General features: G+C 39.0%; 12 protein-coding genes. 5 read left to right on the forward strand and 7 right to left on the reverse strand.

What is annotated here, in order from left to right; all coding sequences use genetic code 11:
* Positions 1-96: 96 nt before the first annotated feature.
* The 3 genes from AA650_RS05900 to purS all read right to left on the reverse strand — a co-directional run bounded on the left by AA650_RS05900 (position 97) and on the right by purS (position 4,523).
* The gene (locus AA650_RS05900) at positions 97-3,108 is read right to left on the reverse strand and encodes a hypothetical protein (protein WP_053538339.1); all 3,012 of its coding nucleotides are present in this window, start codon (positions 3,106-3,108) and stop codon (positions 97-99) included.
* 141 nt (positions 3,109-3,249) lie between these two features.
* Positions 3,250-3,921 (reverse strand): phosphoribosylformylglycinamidine synthase subunit PurQ, encoded by a 672-nt coding sequence (gene purQ / locus AA650_RS05905; RefSeq protein WP_053538340.1) that lies wholly within the window; start codon positions 3,919-3,921, stop codon positions 3,250-3,252.
* Positions 3,922-4,244: 323 nt separating this feature from the next.
* Complete coding sequence (purS, locus tag AA650_RS05915) at positions 4,245-4,523, reverse strand: phosphoribosylformylglycinamidine synthase subunit PurS (RefSeq protein ID WP_027401955.1); 279 nt, start codon at positions 4,521-4,523, stop codon at positions 4,245-4,247.
* A gap of 127 nt (positions 4,524-4,650) precedes the next feature.
* On the opposite strand from purS, the gene AA650_RS05920 reads away from it, so the two are divergent.
* Positions 4,651-5,052, forward strand: coding sequence for a Fur family transcriptional regulator (locus AA650_RS05920; protein ID WP_039204337.1), 402 nt, complete (start codon positions 4,651-4,653; stop codon positions 5,050-5,052).
* A 260-nt stretch (positions 5,053-5,312) separates the two neighbouring features.
* Here AA650_RS05920 and AA650_RS05925 read toward each other — a convergent pair whose 3' ends face one another.
* Together AA650_RS05925 and AA650_RS05930 are read right to left on the reverse strand one after the other, a co-directional pair.
* The gene (locus AA650_RS05925) at positions 5,313-6,290 is read right to left on the reverse strand and encodes an SPFH domain-containing protein (RefSeq protein ID WP_039204335.1); all 978 of its coding nucleotides are present in this window, start codon (positions 6,288-6,290) and stop codon (positions 5,313-5,315) included.
* 66 nt (positions 6,291-6,356) lie between these two features.
* Positions 6,357-6,788: an NfeD family protein gene (locus AA650_RS05930; protein ID WP_039204334.1), complete on the reverse strand. Its 432-nt coding sequence runs from the start codon at positions 6,786-6,788 to the stop codon at positions 6,357-6,359.
* Positions 6,789-7,004: 216 nt separating this feature from the next.
* Between AA650_RS05930 and AA650_RS05935 the strand changes: the two genes are divergently transcribed.
* Complete coding sequence (locus AA650_RS05935) at positions 7,005-8,924, forward strand: protein phosphatase 2C domain-containing protein (protein ID WP_053538342.1); 1,920 nt, start codon at positions 7,005-7,007, stop codon at positions 8,922-8,924.
* 253 nt (positions 8,925-9,177) lie between these two features.
* Positions 9,178-9,399 (forward strand): ferredoxin-thioredoxin reductase variable chain, encoded by a 222-nt coding sequence (locus AA650_RS05940; RefSeq protein WP_053538343.1) that lies wholly within the window; start codon positions 9,178-9,180, stop codon positions 9,397-9,399.
* A gap of 592 nt (positions 9,400-9,991) precedes the next feature.
* On the opposite strand, the gene hetI is transcribed toward AA650_RS05940, so the two are convergent.
* Positions 9,992-10,714 carry a 4'-phosphopantetheinyl transferase HetI gene (gene hetI / locus AA650_RS05950; RefSeq protein WP_053538345.1) on the reverse strand — a complete coding sequence of 241 codons (723 nt, stop codon included), beginning with the start codon at positions 10,712-10,714 and terminating at the stop codon, positions 9,992-9,994.
* A 118-nt stretch (positions 10,715-10,832) separates the two neighbouring features.
* The gene (locus AA650_RS05955) at positions 10,833-11,867 is read right to left on the reverse strand and encodes a YheT family hydrolase (RefSeq protein WP_053538346.1); all 1,035 of its coding nucleotides are present in this window, start codon (positions 11,865-11,867) and stop codon (positions 10,833-10,835) included.
* A gap of 232 nt (positions 11,868-12,099) precedes the next feature.
* Here AA650_RS05955 and AA650_RS05960 point away from each other — a divergent pair, with 232 nt between their 5' ends.
* Positions 12,100-12,843, forward strand: a complete 744-nt coding sequence (locus AA650_RS05960) for a response regulator transcription factor (RefSeq protein ID WP_027401963.1) — start codon at positions 12,100-12,102, stop codon at positions 12,841-12,843.
* 375 nt (positions 12,844-13,218) lie between these two features.
* Entirely contained in the window at positions 13,219-14,583 is a 1,365-nt protein-coding gene (der, locus tag AA650_RS05965) for a ribosome biogenesis GTPase Der (RefSeq protein WP_039202145.1), read from the forward strand.
* Positions 14,584-14,680: the final 97 nt, after the last annotated feature.

The following is a 14,680-nucleotide window of genomic DNA, read 5'->3' on the forward strand; positions in this document are numbered from 1 at the left end:
GTTTAAAAAGATGAGTTTTTTTCTGTTCCCTGTTGCTTCTTCTTCTGAAAGTTTTAGGGTTAATACCCTTCGGGAAGCAAGCTACATGAATTACCCCTACTGCTTTGCATTTAACACTTTTCTCACAAGAGTTAAAAATGCTAAAGAGTTAAATTCACCTTTTCCTTTAAAATGATTAAGTAAAGAAAGTTTACCAACGGATTTATCTCCGATTAAATTGTCGCAAGGATCTAGTTTAATGTGAATTTGTTTGTCGGCTTTTTGGTAGCGGGAGAAGTGAAATAAAGTTAAATATTGTAAGATATCGTCTTTTAACGAACCATCAAAAATAAGTCCTTTATGGATATCTTCATCATCAAGAATTCCTTTATAACTATTTAACAGCGTCGCATAGGAAATAACACCTCTATAATATCTTTCTTCCTCCTTACCTACTTTCATTCCATTAAATAAGTTGAAAAATACAACAGATTTCTTGCTAGGATCTTCAAGTAATTTTGTTAGTTCTACTGTGTCTTGAATATACAAAGAACTAGCTGCAATATTTTCTAATCTAACCGCATAGTATTTATCAAAAAACATGGGATAGATTTTAATATCATGATATTCAGATTTTAAACCTCTAATTACATCTCTTGACATAAAGAAAAGTCCATCGTCATCTTCTGTTTGTGTTAGATGCAATGTGCTGGTATAAGGTGCTTTAGCAATATAGACAATGTGCTTGTATCCCAATTGGTAAAGTTCAGTCACTTTATCAATAATCACGCTGGGATTTGTAAACATTTCTTGGTTATTACAGTTATCAGAAAAAGTTGTCGGTAACTGGAATTTAATTTTCCCATTTTTCATGTTTACACAGATGATTTCTCCCATTAAGTTGGAGATTTTTGCAGAACCATTCCAACCACGATCACTTTCACGACTGGAGACAATAATAATGGCTAATTTGTCTAATTTGGGAGATTTTGAGGAACTATTGAAAGTGAATTTTTTGGGTAAAACAGAGTACAAAGAACTCATGGTATTAGGGATTTTATATCCCAAATCTCGGATATCAATTCCCTGTTCATTCGCACGATGAGTTTCGTTGAATAAATGAGATAAAACAGCAGATAAAGAAACTATAAATTTTTCTATCGGTGCATCATCATCTTTGGCATTTAGATGTAATCTGAGAATGGGAATAAATAATCTTTTCTGCTTGTCTAATAAAACTTTAAGACAAATATAAGCAAGCAAACCGTAAGTAAATTTATAAACAAAAGCTTGATGAGGTTCTAGTTTTTTATCTTCTAAACGATAGGGAAATAATAAAAGTTGCCGATTCTTGAAATGTTGACTGTAAATCCTTAAACATCTTTGATCATTTAAAGGTGCAAAAACTACTGGTAATGCACGAATAGCAGTTAAATCATATTCCATGTTAAAGGTTTCTTGATCATCTGTAGCAAAAAAGTGAATGTCGTTGATAGTAACCTTAGCTGGTAGGGTACAAAGAGAATTTGTTTCTGTATTTGGTTTTCCCAAAGATATGTATTTTAGAACTTCCTTGGGATTTCTTCTGACAACAGGTTTAAAAAATGTATTGTTATTAAAAATATTCTGGGTATCTTCTTCAAGAATGCCATTTTTTACAGAAATATGTACAGGATACTCTCTTGCGGGAAAGGAAGTTTTACGCTTGAGGAGACTTTGCAGAACACTCTTGAGACGATTAATTTTAAAATGAACATTAAACTCAGTAAAATCTCCAAGAATTTTCTGAAATAAGTCCTGTTTTGCTATATCATCAGACCCTTTCAGTATTGATATTACTCCTTGTTCAAATTCTGTAATAGGATCATATTTTAATTCATCATTCAGGTTGTAGTCCTTTTTTTTTGGATCTTGACAAGACGCAAATAAAAAATAGTACAAAAATGCTATTCTTAATACCTTTTTTGCAAATGATTCTCGCTGTAAAGGATCTGTAAGTGCATCTTTATGTTCTTGACTATCTGGATTCAGGATATTGAGACGATAATCAAAAACGCTTTTACCACCGTCAGTATGAACTTTACCATCAAACTTCAATTTTAGTCCAAATACAAATTGAATTGCTCCTTGATTTTCATCTTTTGTTTCTCCCAAAAAACCTTCTACTATGGGAATAATTGGCAGCATATTAAATGCTTCACCATTAGAAAAGGCATCTTTGTAATTAACTTCAGCACCCGCATAATTAACGAGGTAATCACCATCAGCTTTGTTACTATCATTGATGTATGTTTCTATAAGTCTGAGTCTTCTAATCAAATCTTCTAAATATATAGCACCTGGGATAGCACCTGTTGCATTTAAATTACTAGTCTTGGTCTTGATATTTTCTAGCAGGAACTCTAAATAATTTATCTGTGCTTGTTTTTTGAGTTTTCCTAATGTTTCCTTATTGAAAACATCCCGCAACCGGAAAAGGTCAGAATTTTTATCTTTTTCTAAGTCTTCAAGAATGTATTCTAAGTCTTGTTTTTCTTCAGCATTTGCACCCGCAAATTTCACCCGAATATAATTTTCTAACCCCTTTCGCAATTCTGCATCAAAATCACGGGTTTTCTGCACAGAAATAGTTAGCTTGTGAACTTTTAGCAATTCTCTGTTTTCATGATTCTTTTTATTAAAAGTTAACCGTTGCTTTTGCAAATTGTCATAAGGAAGAAAAGGATATGTAAAGTCTAATTTAGCTGTTGTCCCTTTGAATGTCTGTAAATCTGTAATTAGGTTACTAACAAATTCCTCTATTGATTTACTATTTCCTAATGATGATTCTAATATTTTTTCAACACAATCTTTAATTGCGTGAATTTGAGTCCGAAATTTTACTTCAGAACCTGGACTAATATTTACGGTAGCAGAACGAACACTATTTGCAGATGCTCCCAAGGGATTTTCTACTTGCAAATTAGCAACTTGAGTTGCTACCTGATCAATATTGATTCGTAAACGTTTATTATCATCAGAAAGTTTAAATATTTCTTGATTGGGTTTCTGTAATACTAACAAGATTTTTGCTAATAAATCAGTATAATCAACATTGGCTAAGTCTGGATTTATGGTTATTTTGTTCATTTGCACCCTTCATTGTTGTTTTTAAAATTAATTACTATAAATAATAATGCCTTGCGATTTGACAAGTCAAGATATATAAATAAAAAATAAATTATAGATCCCCGACTTTTCCAAAAAGTCAGGGATCTGTTTATCAGTCAGTTACACCAAAGCCGCTACCTTCCCCAACAAACCCTCAAACAAGCGCAAACCATCGCTATTACCTAACGCGGAATCTGCTGCTCGTTCTGGATGTGGCATCATGCCCAAAACATTGCCTTGAAGATTACAAATCCCCGCAATGTTGTTGAGTGAACCGTTAGGATTTTCTTGATAACGAAATAAAACTTGTCCGTTGGCTTCGATTTCTGCTAAAGTAGTTTCGTCACTGTAGAATCGCCCCTCTCCGTGTGCGATGGGTAAAGTGATGATTTCCCCTTCAAAATAACCTTGAGTCCAATGTAAATTATTACGCTCAACTTTCAAGGGAGAGCGATCGCAGATAAAATGCAAATCCTGATTTCTCGCCAATGCCCCAGGTAATAAACCAGCCTCAGTTAATACCTGAAAACCGTTACAAATACCGATGACAAATTTACCTTGTTGTGCATGGTTGATAACTTGCTGCATCACAGGAGAAAAGCGAGCGATCGCCCCACATCGTAAATAATCCCCATAACTAAAGCCACCGGGGACAATTACCACATCTATATCACTAATATCCGTCTCTTGATGCCAAATCATCCGCGTTGGTTGTCCTAGCAAATCTCTAGTCACATAGGCAACATCACGATCGCAATTAGAACCTGGAAAAACTAAAATACCGAATTTCATTGTTTGTCAGAGGAATAGGAACAGGGAACAGGGAACAGGGAACAGGGAACAGGCAAGAGGCAAGAGGCAAGAGGCAAGAGGCAAGAGGCAAGAGGCAAGAGGCAAGAGGCAAGAGGCAAGAGGCAAGAGGCAAGAGGCAAGAGGCAAGAGGCAAGAGGCAAGAGGCAAGAGGCAAATTATTTATTTTCTCAATACTATTGCCAATTTTCCAAAATATGTCTGAAACCCAATAAAATCGTGAGGATATCAATAGGGTTTCACGGATTTGGCAATAGTATTGTTTCTATTACCAATTACCAATCACCAATTACCCATTAGCAGTTTCAAAATACGCCAGTTTGTGATTCTACCTCAATCAAGTCAAAGCGATAATTTTCGATGACCGGATTAGATAACATTTGGTCACAGATTTGATTTAAGTCTCGACGCGCTTTCATTTCATCAGGTGCGGTAATGGTTAACTCAATGTACTTACCAATTCTCACCTGTTCCACATTGTCGTATCCCATTTGTTTGAGGCCAGATTGTACAGCCACACCAGCAGGATCTAAAACTGAAGTTCTCAGAGTCACGAAAATTTTAGCTAAATATTTTATTTGCACAGGCTTTTTGCTGAATGCTGCGATCGCTATCCTATAACTTTTCCGGTCTAACTGAGTGAAAATATAATCAGGAAGTAGAAGTAATTCATGAATTACTTCTACATAAATACAAATTTAACAACGATTTATGAGAGCCATACATACCCGTAGTCAAGAACGGATTTTAAACCTGTTACAAAATCTTAAACAAGGCATTTCTGCTCAAGAAATTTACGTAGAACTACGTAATCTCAACCAAAGCATGGGTTTAGCAACAGTTTATCGTTCCTTGGATGCTCTGAAATTAGAAGGCTTAGTGCAAGTGCGAACTTTAGTAAATGGTGAAGCCCTTTATAGTTTAATACAACAGGACAAGCATCATCTAACTTGCCTCCAATGTGGCATTTCCATTCCTATTCATCAATGTCCTGTCCATGAACTCGAAAATCAATTACAAACCAGTCATCAATTTAAAGTGTTTTATCACACTCTAGAATTTTTTGGACTATGTACAAAATGTCAAGCTAGTAGTTCGTCAAATTTATTTTGACGGGTAATGATCGGAAAAAACTTCTGTTCTTCCCTCCCCTACCCCCCCCTGCCTCTCTTCTCCCCCTGCTTGCCTTCACCCGTCATTTTCGGGTTGACAGACTACTAGTTAGGAGTCAGAAAGAAGGAGTATGGCTAAGGCCACGCTGTGCTATCAGGAGGTAGGGGCGCAGGGACTGCGCCCATTCAGGAGTATGGCTAAGGCCACGCTGCGCTATCAGGAGTCAGAAAGAAGGAATAAAAGAAAGAAGAAGAAATTATTTAATTAGTGGGAAAGAGAGGTTTGGGATTAGGAGCATTATCTGAAACAATAGAACGAATACCTTCCAAAGTAGCTGGAATAGTGCGAGGGTCCATAAACATCACCTTGCTGCTATCGCTTTTACCAATAGTAGTCCCCATATCCAAATAATTTAAGGCTAACAGCACATCTAGTGCTTTTTGAGCATCAGGGTTAGCCTTAATCCTCTCAGCGATAATTTCTGCCGATTCAGCGATCGCTTGCGCCTTTAAAACCTGTTGTTGGCGTTCTGCTTGCGCCCTGAGAATGATTGATTTCTGTTCAGCTTCTGCTTGCATAATTACGGATTTTTGCCTAGCTTCCGCGTCCAAAATTTGGGCATCTGCCTTACCTCTAGCGCTATTCACAGCCGATTCCCTATCACCTTCCGAAGTTAAAATAGATGCGCGTTTGCGTCGTTCCGCTGACATTTGCAATTCCATTGCTTCCCGTACCGCTTGAGAAGGAATAATATCCCTCAACTCCACCCGCGTCACCTTTACACCCCAAGGATCAGTAGAAATATCTAAATCCTGTAATAACAATTCATTAATTTGAGTCCGAGCGGTAAAAGTTTGATCTAACTCCAATTGTCCCATTTCCGAACGAATTTGAGTCAACACCAAATTTACCATAGCCGATTGCAGATCCTCCACCTTATAGCGGGCTTTTTCCATATCCACAATTCGCCAGTAGACCACAGCATCCACCTCAATCCCCACATTATCGCGGGTGATACACTTTTGAGGGGGAATATCCAAAACCTTTTCTCGAATAGTTTCTTCGTAGATAACTTTATCAACAAACGGCATCACAAAATTTAGTCCGGGCTGCATTTTCTTGTTATAACTACCCAATCTTTCCACCAAAGCCTCATTTCCCTGATTGACAACACGCACAGATCCAGCAACAGCAGAACCACCAAGTGCCAAAATGATCAGTAAAAAAAGCTGTTCCATAATAATTTTCTCCTAATTTGCAGGTATTAACCATTAAAGCCGGAACGAATAACTGACAATTGACAACTAACTCAAAAAATAATCTGGCATGACAATTAAAGTCGTCCCTTCCCTTCTCACCACATAAACAGTTTGTTGAGGTGGTAAGCTAATTTTGTGATCATCACATTTGGCTCGCCAAGAATTACCCTCGTATAATACCCTACCCACCTGCCCTGGTAAAATTTCCGTTAAAGTTTCCCCAATGACTGCATCTTGAATGGGCGATTTTCGTCGTCGTGGTTGCAAAAACCGCCGGGAAAGGATAATCAGAGTAGTAGACAAAAACAACCAAACTGCAACTTGTATCCACAAGTTTCCTATACCAGAGTAAGACAATAATCCTACAATTAAAGCACTAATGCCCATCATAAAAGCAACAAAAGCCGATGGTAAAAACAGTTCTGTCAAACACAGAACCGAACCCGCCAACAGCCAAATTAAGCTAGAACTTGGCATAACGCTTTTCCCTTTACAATGAATTTACTGATACCAATATTATGTGAGGCTGAACAGAATCATGAAATCTATTCATCTATTCTTATCTGCGTTTATTTGCGTTTATCTGCGGTCAAATATTCTTAAAGTCTTATTCCATGCAGTTTTATCTTAACTTGGCATTAGATACACCAATACAGTGAATCTTGACAAAAAAAACTAATCCTGATTTTAATTATGTTTTCTACCAAACGGGTGATTAATTGCCCAAATCCAGAATGTGATCAACCTTTGAACTGCGTCGGAGATACTATTTGCGATCGCTGTCACACCCCCCTAATTTACCGCTATCTCTGGGCAACTGGCAACCAAGCCGCAGAAATTCCCCCAGAAACAAAGGTAGCAAACAGATATGAAGTCATCAAACCCCAAATTTGGTTAGATACCCAACCTGCACTATTACCAGATATCCCCGCAGAACTACCAAATATCGTTATTCCCTACCTACGCTTATACTCAGAACATTTGCATATACCCCAAGCCTATGGTTTTAGCTCCTTAGCCGAAATAGAAGATGATATTCTTTTACTAGAAAATGCCCCCATAGATGAAACAGGCTGCATTTACCCAACAATTACCGACTCCTGGGAACAAGCATCTCCCGTGAGACAGATTTATTGGTTATGGCAAATTCTTCAATTGTGGACACCTTTATCAGAATTGGGAGTTGCCCAAAGTTTATTATTAGCAGATAATTTATGTGTGCAAGGTTGGTGTATTCGCTTACTAGAACTGCATCAAAACATAGAAGAATTAACTTTACAAGATTTAGGTAATTCTTGGCGCAATTGGGTGACAGTTGCAAAAACCACCAGTTCCCCAAAATTAGAATACATAGTCGAGTTAATGTGTCAACCTGAAAATGATTTAGAAATTATTAATACTCAACTCAATGAACTATTATTAACAACAGCCACAGAATTACCTTTATATTTAACTATAGCCGGGGGGACAGATCCAGGTCCCGTCATTAAACATAATGAAGATGCTTGTTATCCTAGTCATCCAAGGGACATAGATGATCAATTACAACCAAGACTAGCAATTATTTGTGATGGTATTGGTGGTCATGAAGGTGGTGAAGTTGCGAGTCAATTAGCTTTGCAGTCTCTCAAGTTGCAAATGCGGGCTTTATTGGCACAAATAGACGAACAAACAGAATTATTAACTCCTAAGCTTTTATGTCAACAAATAGAGTCTTGTTTACGAGTCGTTAATAATGTAGTATGGTCGCGCAATGACGAGCAAAAACGTCAGGGAAAGGAACGCATGGCTACAACCTTAGTTATGTCATTGCAAATCCCTCAAAGAAGAGAACAGTTAGAAAATTCCCATGAACTTTATTTAGCCCATGTTGGTGATAGTCGTGCTTATTGGATTACTCAAAATTATTGTCAACTCCTGACTGTGGACGATGATATGGTAAAACGAGAAGTTGGTTTAGGGAAAAGTTTATATCGTCAAGCATTGCAAATCCCAGAAGCTAAAGCCCTGACCCAAGCACTAGGCACAAAAGAAGCGGAATTTCTCAACTTTTCGGTTCAAAGATTTATTATAGAAGAAGATGGGATTTTATTGCTGTGTTCCGATGGTTTAAGCGATCGCAATTTAGTCGAACAATCTTGGCAAGACTACGCAATTCCCGTACTTACAGGCGATTTAGACATAGCAGACGCTACCCAGGAATTAATTAAACTGGCTAACGAAAAGAATGGCCAAGATAATATATCTGTAGTCCTGACTCTTTGCCGTGTTGCCAAACCATCCTCAATGGCAATTATACCCGCACCACCAGCAGAAATTATTCCGCCCCAACCCTTAGCCGTCCCTGACGCAGAAGCATTAATTATATCAGCACCCATAGAAACAGGTTTAACAGCAAGTTCCCAAGCCTTGCTTGATTTAAGTTTGACAGAAGCACCGCTAAAACCATCTAGAAGTAAAGGTTTGGTACTATTAGCAGGATTATTAGTTTTATTATTGGGAAGTACCACAATCAGTTTATTTGCTTGGTGGCAATTATCACCCCAATCATTCTCACAAGTCTGTCGGCAACTTCCGCAAAAGGTACGAGAATTATGTCCGGGAAGGGAGTAGGTGGGGGAGGTGGGGGAGGTGGGGGTGGTGGGGGAGGTGGGGGAGGTAGGGGAGGTGGGGGTGGTGGGGGAGGTAGGGAAAAGAGTATGACCAATGACCAATGACCTCAATAAGAAATATACAAGTTTGTTCTACAGCTTAATAGCGCAATATGTTGTAAAATTGGGTTTGCCATTAAATCATGCTGGATTTTGCAGTCAAAATAGCTGTGGAGATGGTTTAGGAACAACAAAAGTTAGATACATAAGATATTATGAAAATAGGCGATCGCGTGCGTGTTAAAGAATCAGTAGTAGTTTATCATCATCCCGAACATCGCGGTGATGCTTTTGACATCAAGGATGCAGAAGGGGAATTAGTGGCTATTGTCACCCAATGGCAGAATAGACCTGTAAGTGCCAACTTTCCTTTTTTAGTCCAGTTCAGCAAAAAGTTTAAAGCCCATTTACGCGATTTTGAAATAGAAAATATCTAGTACCACAGGGCGGAATTAAAAATTAAAAAATACCGTCCGTACCGTGTCGCCAACCCAAAGTGCTACACGGATTAGTTTTATTATTGATGTGTGCGATGATGCTGACTTGGCAGTTCGCCTTTTCGTGAAATTTCTAATACACGCTTTCACGTGATTTAAGTCACTGGAAAGAAAGACATTAAGCTAAAAGATGAATTCAACAATGTCTCCGTTTAGTTAAGTATGAGTCCTCTAATTCTTATACTCACCCAGATCATTCTCTTCCTCCTGGGACTACGAGTAATATTTTTGATACTTGATCAGGTAATAAATGCTTATAGGCGAGTTAGATTTTCACCAAATAAAAACCCGATTTGGATCATTAAAAACATTTTTCAACGGAGACTAAGGATTAAAACCTATACCAAAAATACCCACAATACATACAAAAATTCGAGGTTGTGGAAGCAACTACTTCGCAAACTCAATAATGAGAATACAACCGCCGAAAGACTAATCAACCATCTCATGATAAAATACCCCGGACAGTCTGACCGATGGTATCTTGAAAAGGCGATTTTCGATTTAGAACGGGATAAAGGAAGATATTAACTTAATCAAGAAAATATTCCCAACAATGCAAATTAATATTACTACCTGCAACCACAACCGCAGCCGCAAAATTATCTGCCGGTGTTAATTCCCTTAAACTCCAATCTCCTGAGACAAGTAATTTACTAGGTTGATTTGGTGTTAAATCTATTTCAATTTCTTCTAACTGTACTAAACCATCTCCTGTAGCTTTTAAATAAGCTTCTTTACAAGTCCAATAACGAAAAAATATTTGTTGTTGTTGGGCGAGAGAAAGTAGTCGCAGGTATTCATATTCTCTAGCAGAAAAGAATCTTTTCGCCAGACCTTCCAAATCGGACATAGTGCGAATATATTCTAAATCCACACCAATTTGATGTTGATAACTTATCCCCAATAAAGCCAAATCTTGGGAATGAGATAAATTAAATAACAATCCTTTATCAGCAAATTTAGCCGCCAATAAAGGCTTACCACGCGGCTGATATTCAAATTCTACTTGTTTAGGGGCAATATCTAAATATTGCCCTAAAATGGCGCGGAGAGTGCCACGTCCAGCCATAAATCTTTGCCGATGTTCAGGAAAATAAAACCTTTCGGCGCGAGCAATTTCATCACTAGATAAAGTTTCCCGAAAAAATTGTAATTGTAATTCATCAGAATTTAAATTAATGCGCCAAATATGCACATCATTTAATAACAAATCTAATTTTTTAGGTGCGGGTAGCCAATTCAAATTACACACAATATCTAATAATTAAACTGTAAAAATTCGGGAGACAAAACGTTTGATATAGTCGGAAAGGTTAGGGATATTCTTTCTTCCTCCTAACTCCTAACTCCTAACTCCTAACTCCTAACTCCTAACTCCTAACTCCTTCTATCCACTCTAAAACACGATTCCACGCCCACCATTGATCAGGATCTTGGTATTGATTTTGACATTTTTTGCTACTCACATAACCAACATGACCACCGTAGCGAGTCAGTAATAAATCTATATCAGGATTTTTTCTAGCAGCAACTTCTAAATCAGGAATGATAGCCGGATCAAATAAAGGGTCATCAGCAGCATATAAAATGAAAGTTGGTTGAGATAATTTTGGTAATAATTCTAAACCACTGCTGGCTTGATAATAATCAGCAACCGTCGCAAAACCCAAACGGGCAATCACCAATTCTTCATCAAATCCCCAAATACTATTAGCCCTGGCAATAGCTTCTGGTTGAATAGACTCAGGATAAGCAGCATGAATTTTCCAGGCTAGTTTTTTCAATTCCTGAGCAATGCGAGACTCGACATATTTACCAAAAGGGTGTTTAACTAAATAGGTGAGCGATCGCAACGAATCCAAACTTGGACAAATCACCGCCCCACCGGCAATGTCAATGTCTTTAGGTGCTAAATCCGCAGCAGCTTTCACTCCCCACAAAGCCAACTGTCCCCCCAAAGAATAGCCCGTAAACCAAAATGGTGAAGGACAACCCATTTTTGCCGCAGTTTCGGCTATTTTAACAAAATCTTCCCCCTCATACAAACCATCCGAAGTCAATGTTGGCGATAATTCTGCGGTTTTACCATGCGCCCGCCAATCAAATAACACCACAGCATAGCCTTGGGCGTAAGCCTTGCGTCCCAAAATTCGTAAAAACCATTGCTGGTCTAGCTCTCCAGTAATACCATAGGTGCCAACAATTGTACTATGGGCATTTGGGGGAATAGCAACTTGACCAAAAATTGGCACACCTTGACCCCCAGAGAAGATAACCTCGTGATATTTTGGTTCTGGATGAGTAATTTTACTCTCCCAATCCCGATTAGCCCATAAAGCCGTATAAGCCGTCATGGTCACGCCATTTTGCAAAAAATAGGGCGGTAAATATTCGTATTTATACATAAAAGAAGAGCATTGTATCTTACAATAGTTTGAGTTTAATATTTATATTAGATTTAACATATTTTTCATAATTAAGATGGTAATCTTTTTATATATCAAGGAAAACAAAGCCTTATGGTTTGCTTGATCATCTAATCATCCCTCAACTTTTTCCCAGAATCAGCGTAGCGAAATTTTGGTAGTTGGGAGAGCGTCAATTATCGTTAAATAAAGTAGTTATAATTTTTTAAGAATGCCGAGGATTCTTGTCATAGACGATGACCCAGCGATTTCAGAACTTGTTGCCGTCAACTTGGAAATGGCGGGCTACGATGTTAGTCAAGCTGAAGATGGCATTAAAGGTCAGGCTCTGGCTCTCCAGCTACAACCTGACTTAATTATGCTTGATCTGATGTTACCTAGAGTAGATGGATTTACAGTTTGTCAACGCTTACGTCGGGATGAACGGACTGCCGAAATTCCTGTCTTGATGTTAACTGCTTTAAGCCAAACCCATGACAAAGTGGAAGGGTTTAATGCTGGTGCAGACGACTATCTGACCAAACCCTTTGAGCTAGAAGAATTGTTAGCGCGAGTACGGGCTTTATTACGACGCACTGACCGGATTCCCCAAGCAGCAAAACATAGCGAAATTCTCAACTATGGACCGATTACCCTCGTTCCCGAAAGATTTGAGGCTATCTGGTTCAAAGCAACGGTGAAACTGACTCATTTAGAGTTTGAGTTACTCCATTGTTTGCTGCAACGTCATGGACAAACTGTTTCCCCTAGCGAAATCCTCAGAGAAGTCTGGGGTTATGATCCTGATGATGATATTGAAACTATTCGGGTGCATATTCGCCACTTGAGAACTAAACTCGAACCTGATCCTCGTCATCCGCGCTACATTAAAACCGTTTACGGTGCAGGATATTGTCTGGAATTACCTAGTGTACCTCCGGGAATGGAGGAAACTATGGCTACAGTAGTTGAGTAAAAGGGAACTGGGGACTGGGAACAGGGGGGCAGGGAACAGGGAACAGGGAACAGGGAACAGGGGAGCAGGGAGCAGGGGAGCAGGGAGCAGGGGAGCAGGGGAGCAGGGGAGCAGGGGAAAATAATTATACTCAAAACGGCTTGATTGTTTGGTGCTAAACCCCTACACATCTGGGTTCTTTGTCATTTGGCAAAAGTTTAAATCTCACCCGTGTTTAGTATAATTACCAACTGACCAATGACCAATGACCAATGACCAATGACCAATGACCAAAAACTATGATATAATTAGTAGTTCTCTAAAATGGTGCTGGGTGAAGAACGTAGAGACAAAACTCAGCACACCTACACACTCAGCACTAAAGAACTCTAGTTTATGGCATTGCCAATTGTTGCAATTATCGGTCGCCCCAATGTGGGCAAATCTACCTTTGTAAATCGTCTTGCCGGAGATCAAACGGCGATAGTCCACGATGAACCAGGGGTAACACGCGATCGCACTTACCGTCCAGCTTTTTGGAATGATCGGGAATTTGTCGTAGTAGACACAGGTGGCTTGGTTTTTAACGATGATACCGAATTTCTCCCCATGATTCGCCAACAGGCTTTAACGGCGCTTGCAGAAGCCTGTGCTGCTATTTTCGTAGTGGATGGGCAAGCTGGTTTGATGCCCGCAGATGAAGAAATTTCCGAATGGTTACGTCAACAACCAGTTCCCGTATTACTGGCTGTGAATAAATGTGAATCTCCAGACCAAGGGGTGATTCAAGCCGCTGAATTTTGGGAATTAGGACTAGGTGAACCTTTCCCCATTTCCGCTATTCATGGTAGTGGGACAGGGGAAATCCTAGATGAGTTAATGAATCACATTCCTCATACAGTAGAAGTAGAGGAAAATACAGAAATTAAAGTTGCCATTATTGGTAGACCAAATGTAGGCAAATCGAGCTTACTCAATGCTTTTGTCGGTGAAAATAGAGCTATTGTCAGTCCTATTTCTGGAACAACTAGAGATACAATTGATACAATAGTTGAACGAGGTGGGCAAACTTACAGGTTAATTGATACTGCTGGTATTCGCAAAAAGAAACATATAGAATACGGGACGGAATTTTTCAGTATTAACCGTGCGTTTAAAGCTATTCGTCGTTCCGATGTGGTTTTATTAGTGATTGATGCTTTAGATGGTGTCACTGAACAAGATCAAAAATTAGCAGGGCGCGTCTTAGAAGAAGGTCGCGCTTGTGTTGTGGTTGTAAATAAGTGGGATGCTGTTGAGAAAGATTCTTACACCATCTATGACCATGAAAAAGAACTAGAATCACGCTTACATTTTACGGAATGGGCAGATACTATTTTTGTGAGCGCAAATACGGGACTACGGGTAGAAAAGATTTTAGAATTGGTCAATCAAGCGGCTGAGGCACACAAACGCCGTGTGAGTACATCAGTCATTAATGAAGTTCTGGAAGATGCTATCAGTTGGCATTCACCACCGACTTCACGGGGCGGTCGTCAGGGTAAGATATACTACGGTACTCAAGTTAGCAGTCAGCCTCCTTCTATCGCGCTGTTTGTTAATGATAATACCCGCTTTAATGACAATTATCGCCGTTACATTGAACGCCAATTCCGTAAACAGCTTGGCTTTCAAGGTACACCGATTCGGTTATTTTGGCGCAGTAAGAAAGTTCGAGAAATGGAAATTGGCGGACCAAATCGTGCTACTCGTGTAAAATAGGAAACGTAAGGAGTCAGGAGTCAGGAGTCAGAAGCCAGGAAGCCAGGGAATAAATTCCCTGTCTAAAAGCTAAAGTCGGTTAAAACCGACTGTTTTA

Source organism: Anabaena sp. WA102 (assembly GCF_001277295.1).
GTDB lineage: Bacteria > Cyanobacteriota > Cyanobacteriia > Cyanobacteriales > Nostocaceae > Dolichospermum > Dolichospermum heterosporum.

Coding starts and splice junctions, on each gene's coding strand:
- AA650_RS05900 (WP_053538339.1), bottom strand. CDS start 3,108: ATGAACAAAATAACCATAAATCCAGACTTAGCCAATGTTGATTATACT.
- purQ (WP_053538340.1), bottom strand. CDS start 3,921: ATGAAATTCGGTATTTTAGTTTTTCCAGGTTCTAATTGCGATCGTGAT.
- AA650_RS05920 (WP_039204337.1), top strand. CDS start 4,651: ATGAGAGCCATACATACCCGTAGTCAAGAACGGATTTTAAACCTGTTA.
- AA650_RS05925 (WP_039204335.1), bottom strand. CDS start 6,290: ATGGAACAGCTTTTTTTACTGATCATTTTGGCACTTGGTGGTTCTGCT.
- AA650_RS05930 (WP_039204334.1), bottom strand. CDS start 6,788: ATGCCAAGTTCTAGCTTAATTTGGCTGTTGGCGGGTTCGGTTCTGTGT.
- AA650_RS05935 (WP_053538342.1), top strand. CDS start 7,005: ATGTTTTCTACCAAACGGGTGATTAATTGCCCAAATCCAGAATGTGAT.
- AA650_RS05940 (WP_053538343.1), top strand. CDS start 9,178: ATGAAAATAGGCGATCGCGTGCGTGTTAAAGAATCAGTAGTAGTTTAT.
- AA650_RS05955 (WP_053538346.1), bottom strand. CDS start 11,867: ATGTATAAATACGAATATTTACCGCCCTATTTTTTGCAAAATGGCGTG.
- AA650_RS05960 (WP_027401963.1), top strand. CDS start 12,100: ATGCCGAGGATTCTTGTCATAGACGATGACCCAGCGATTTCAGAACTT.
- der (WP_039202145.1), top strand. CDS start 13,219: ATGGCATTGCCAATTGTTGCAATTATCGGTCGCCCCAATGTGGGCAAA.